Source organism: Adlercreutzia sp. ZJ141 (assembly GCF_011038965.1).
Taxonomy (GTDB): Bacteria; Actinomycetota; Coriobacteriia; order Coriobacteriales; family Eggerthellaceae; genus ZJ141.
Genome location: NZ_JAAKEB010000054.1, coordinates 1 through 944 on the forward strand (window position 1 = coordinate 1; position 944 = coordinate 944).

The window sequence follows — 944 nt, forward strand, 5'->3', positions numbered from 1 at the left end:
ATGGCACGCGCCCAGCAGACGACGAGCGCGACGATGTAGGCGATGAGCACCACAAGCCAGCTTATGACGGCCACGACGAGCAGGGCAAGAAGTGCTGAGAGGTCATCATCTGCGGTAACGACCGACACTGCTGCCATATCGAGCGCGCCTCCCGTTCCGAAGAGCGCCTCCACGCGGTCGATGGCAAGCCCCACGACCTCGTAGATCGCCGCCATGAGGTCAAACGAGTTTTGGATAAGGAAGAGGAAGACTGCGAAGAAGACGAGCAGGAACACGACCTCCTTGACTCCAGGCAGGCTCTGGTTGCCGTCCATGCGCTGCGATATCTCGATGAGCTTCAAGGTGAACACAAGTCCTAAGGCCCCGGTGCCGATCGGCACGATGGCGACCTGCCACACGCCGTGCGCAATGTCATACATGGAGATGTCGCCCGCGCTCGCGAGCATGGTCTTAAAAGGTGCCGAGAGCACGCCTTGCGCGCCGATCGACCTCAACACGTCAGTCTGCGCGCCGAAGATCCAGTTGCACCAGTCGCGCAGCACCCCGCAAAGCCACGCGTTGATGTCATCTGCTATAGCCGCCCATGCGGGCTGAATTGGAAGGAGCAGCGTGCAGAGCGCGGCGAACGTCACCACGAACGCGTAGGCGAAGGCTCTGCTATCTGTGAGCGTCTTGATCGTGCGCATGCCGATCAGAGCGCCTCGATGGTGCCGTCGGCCTTGCGGGTGACCGACACCATGGTCGCGGCTCCGTCTTCGAGCGTGAAGGTGGTCGTGGCCACGTCGTTGGCGTAGTCGATCCACACCTCGGCGTCCCAGACGGCGCGCGTCGCGCTCGGGGACACCGCCGCCGCTCGCTCTGACACGGCTGCCTCTACCTTGGCGACGTCTGTTCCCATGGCCTCTTTCAGATCGTCTGTCACGCCGGAAAACGACAGCGCCTTT

At 62.4% G+C, this 944-nt stretch carries 1 protein-coding gene and 1 pseudogene; both read right to left on the reverse strand.

The window, feature by feature from the left end:
• On the reverse strand, positions 1-686 hold a 686-nt coding region (locus tag G7Y44_RS10280; protein ID WP_241159256.1), incomplete at its 3' end, for a conjugal transfer protein TrbL.
• 5 nt (positions 687-691) lie between these two features.
• A pseudogene (locus tag G7Y44_RS10285) lies at positions 692-944 on the reverse strand (hypothetical protein); the annotation flags it as partial.